This is a genomic window from Pseudomonadota bacterium, from assembly GCA_018242545.1.
Lineage (GTDB): Bacteria > Pseudomonadota > Alphaproteobacteria > 16-39-46 > 16-39-46 > 16-39-46.
Genome location: JAFEBT010000099.1, coordinates 1 through 3,683 on the forward strand (window position 1 = coordinate 1; position 3,683 = coordinate 3,683).

The window sequence follows — 3,683 nt, forward strand, 5'->3', positions numbered from 1 at the left end:
GGATATTTGACGGCTCTGAATCATCAAATAACCTTCAGAGGAGATTCTTTATGTCATCTGACGATTCCGAATAAAGAAGTGAGTTTTTTGTTTCAACGTATTATCGAAGGGTGGTTTGCAAAAGATTATGGACTTAAGTGGTATAATGAGTTTCTAAATTCTCTTTTAACTGGGAATATAGAAAAGTTCTCTTCAGAATTAAAAGAGCTGATGGACCATACAGTGAGTGTTCATGATACGAGTCGAAGCCCAGAAACTTTTTATCATGGACTTATGATTGGCCTCACAGCAAGTCTGCATGGCTCTCCCCTTTATGAAATCAGATCGAATCGTGAAAGTGGATCTGGCCGCTATGATTATGCAATTATAGCAAGAGAAGAACAAACACTCAGCATTCTCATGGAGTTTAAGCGCGTTCAAGAAGGGCAGGACAAAACGTTCTCTCCTCTTGAGAGGGAAGATTTGCTCAAACAAACAGCCGAAGAAGCTCTGACACAAATTTCCCAAAAAGCTTATTATGCAGAAATTAAGCAACGCGGGCTTACGCGTCTTTTAAAAATCGGTCTTGCGTTTTCTGGAAAGAAGTTTTGTTTGGTTTATGAAAATACAGACAGCTCAGAACCGGCTTAAAAGTAAAATACTCCTTTAAGCAGATTAATCTCGTGCATTGACACCTCTCTCGAAGTTTTCTATTTAAAGATAAAGGAATTTTTTCCTTTGGTTCTTGAGAGGAGGGAGCAAGTGAAATGACATTTGTGGTAACAGAAGCTTGTATTAAGTGTAAATATACGGATTGTGTTGAAGTTTGCCCTGTGGACTGTTTCTATGAGGGCGAGAATATGCTCGTTATTAATCCTGAGCAGTGTATTGATTGTGGTGTGTGTGAACCAGAGTGTCCTGCTGAAGCAATTATTCCAGATACAGTACCGGGAAGTGAAAAGTGGGTAGAACTCAATCAAAAATATGCCAATCTTTGGCCCAATATCACAGTTCAGAAGAAGCCTTATCCAGGAGCCGATGAATGGCTGCATGTCAAAAATAAGTTTGAAAAGTATTTTTCGGAAAATGAGAAGTAGATGTCTTTTGAAAGGCTTAATTCTCAAGAAAAATTCTTGAGATAGCTTCTAAAGAGCATACTTATAAAGGATATACTATGAAGTCTCGTTTTAAGCCTTCTTCTCTTATAACGCATCGTAAACCGCGGTGTATCTCAGATTATATTGCTTATCGTTTTATAAAAATATTGCGGGCAATGGCAGATTTCTTTTTTGTCGGACGGTATGGGCATCGAGCGGTTGTTTTAGAGACTGTGGCAGGCGTTCCGGGAATCGTAGGAGGCATGCTTCAACATCTCAAAAGCTTAAGACGTTGTTGTGATGATCATGGGTGGATTAAAGTGCTTTTAGATGAAGCAGAAAACGAGCGCATGCATCTTATGACTTTTATTGAACTCGCGCATCCAAGTTGGTTGGAACGTATGATCATCGTTTTGGTGCAAATTATTTTCTTTTGTGCGTATTTTATTTTATACCTTTTTTCTCCAAAAACTGCCCACCGTTTCGTTGGGTACCTCGAAGAAGAAGCGGTTATTTCTTATACACAATATATAGAAGAAGTTAAGACAGGTAAAATTGATAATGTTCCCGCGCCTGAAATAGCGATTACATATTGGAAGCTTCCAAAGGAGGCGCGTTTATATGATCTTCTTATTGTTGTGCGTGAGGATGAAGCACATCATAGAGATACAAATCATGAGTTCTCAGATGCTTTAACCTCAAAATAAAATGATTGGAAGACCTTCCAATCTTTTTATCTCAAATGGATGGTTTTTAAGAGCGTTATAATGAAACAAGCAAAGAAAAATATTCTTCTTATTTTGAAAAGCTTGACGAAAAAGGATCAATCCTGTATGAAGGGTCTTTGAAGTTATATTCGTGACATTTAAAGGGAATTAAGAGGATATTCATGGCAAACCATAAGTCAGCAGAAAAAGCTATTCGCCAAACAAAGCGACGGACGGAAGCAAACCGTTCTTATCGAAATCGTATTCGGACATTTATTCGTAAAGTTGAATTGGCCCTTACGGCTAAAAACAAAGAAGAAGCAATGGCTGCTTTCAAACCTGCTGAATCTCATATTATGAAGGGCGTTATTAAGGGCTTTCATCATAAAAACACCGCAGCTCGGAAAATCTCTCGTTTGAGCAAGCGTATTAAAGCTCTTTAATCTTTTAAAATTTAAGGATAAGAGTTATTAAAAAAAAGCACTTTTAAAAGTGCTTTTTTTATTTGAAAAAGTTTTATTTATTTCGAGAAGGTATCTCTTTTTATTTTAAGGTTAGAAGAGCTTGTTGGCCCAGTTATCACATATAGGTAGTGATATTCTCGTGGTAGGAGTTTCCCATCTTGGATTTTAAAAAGAGTTTCTGCATATCCTTTTGTCCCTTTTTGGCAGAATATGCTCCCATGGGCCTGGTTATGAGCAGAAAGAAAAACTCCGCATAATTTTTTATACAAATCAGGCTCATTATTTTCAAGAAGGCCTTTTAAAGAAGGAGCAATAATTATGTCTTTTGCAGATCTTCCTTCTTTTAGCTGTGAAGAAAAGCAAGGCGCAAGAAGAGGTGATTCGGAATCCTCTTGAGAAAGATAAGTTATTGCAAGTTGCATCTCGATTCCATCATCAGGTGTTGCCGTTAAGATCCATTGCTTTTCTGTGGTCTGAACTTGAAAAAAAGAGTTTACAAAAGAATAGTGTGCTAAGTAAGTGAGAATAGGATCTTGTTGCTTTTCAAATTCTATAAGTCCTTGCCGAAAAATCGAAGATCTTTTTATAGAAGCAACTGAGTCATTAAGAAAAGAATCATTTGGAGAAGCAGTTAAACTTCTTCCTTGAGGCTCTGGCAAAGAAGTGGAGAGAGCATTGTTTTTTGAATAGGTCATCGTCCCACCTTCTTTATCAGGTATGGGTAATGAAGATGAAGGATTATTAAAATTTTGTAGTACTGGTTGTTGCATTACAACAGAATGAGAAGAATGGGTTGTTCCAGAAGTTGTTTTTCCTAGTATAGGTTTTTTTTCATCTTTTTCTTCTTCCCCACCACAACAAGCTTCTAAATATTGAACTGATGTAGAAAAAAGAATCAGTGTTGTAAGGGCTGTATATAAAATATATTTAAATTTTATGATTATCATTAAACTTCTCAAAAATTATATGTGTAAATTAAGTATAACGGAATTACTAAAGATCAAAAAATTCATTTCAATGACCATATATCAGCTTTTAAATAACTTTAATCATAATGTCCATAACTTTTTAAAAAAATATTTTATATTATGCATAATTAAAAGTTTTAAAATGTTTTAGTTAAAAAGAATCCTCAGTTCCGGATGTAGGTCCGAGTAAGCTTAGATCATTATTTAAAATTCTCATTGTAGAAGCCCTTGCAGGTGTCTGTATGTCTGGGTCTCCAGAGAATGGGGCAATAGGGCTTAAGAAAGCATCATATCTTTTAGGTGTTTGTATATATAAGATATCAGAGACATTTCCAGAAAAAGGAGCAACTGGACTTAAAAGAGCAGCAGCTCTTGTAGGCGTTTGTGGGCCTGGCACATTCGTGGTGTTGCCAGAGAAAGGAACTGTGGGACTTAGGACAGCAAGAGGCCCTGCAGGGGTTTGGGCTG

6 protein-coding genes are annotated in these 3,683 nt (G+C 36.7%); 4 read left to right on the plus strand and 2 right to left on the minus strand.

What is annotated here, in order from left to right; genetic code table 11:
* From JSS34_08560 to rpsT, 4 genes are all read left to right on the plus strand, one after another.
* The coding region (locus tag JSS34_08560; GenBank protein MBS0186349.1) for a PD-(D/E)XK nuclease domain-containing protein at window positions 1-630 on the plus strand (630 nt) is incomplete at its 5' end.
* 116 nt (window positions 631-746) lie between these two features.
* Entirely contained in the window at window positions 747-1,076 is a 330-nt protein-coding gene (locus tag JSS34_08565; protein ID MBS0186350.1) for a ferredoxin family protein, read from the plus strand.
* A gap of 77 nt (window positions 1,077-1,153) precedes the next feature.
* Window positions 1,154-1,783 carry an alternative oxidase gene (locus tag JSS34_08570; protein MBS0186351.1) on the plus strand — a complete coding sequence of 210 codons (630 nt, stop codon included), beginning with the start codon at window positions 1,154-1,156 and terminating at the stop codon, window positions 1,781-1,783.
* Window positions 1,784-1,965: 182 nt separating this feature from the next.
* Entirely contained in the window at window positions 1,966-2,226 is a 261-nt protein-coding gene (rpsT, locus tag JSS34_08575; protein ID MBS0186352.1) for a 30S ribosomal protein S20, read from the plus strand.
* Window positions 2,227-2,303: 77 nt separating this feature from the next.
* Here rpsT and JSS34_08580 read toward each other — a convergent pair whose 3' ends face one another.
* Both JSS34_08580 and JSS34_08585 read right to left on the minus strand, forming a co-directional pair.
* Window positions 2,304-3,194: a hypothetical protein gene (locus JSS34_08580; protein ID MBS0186353.1), complete on the minus strand. Its 891-nt coding sequence runs from the start codon at window positions 3,192-3,194 to the stop codon at window positions 2,304-2,306.
* A 172-nt stretch (window positions 3,195-3,366) separates the two neighbouring features.
* The coding region (locus JSS34_08585) for a hypothetical protein (GenBank protein ID MBS0186354.1) at window positions 3,367-3,683 on the minus strand (317 nt) is incomplete at its 5' end.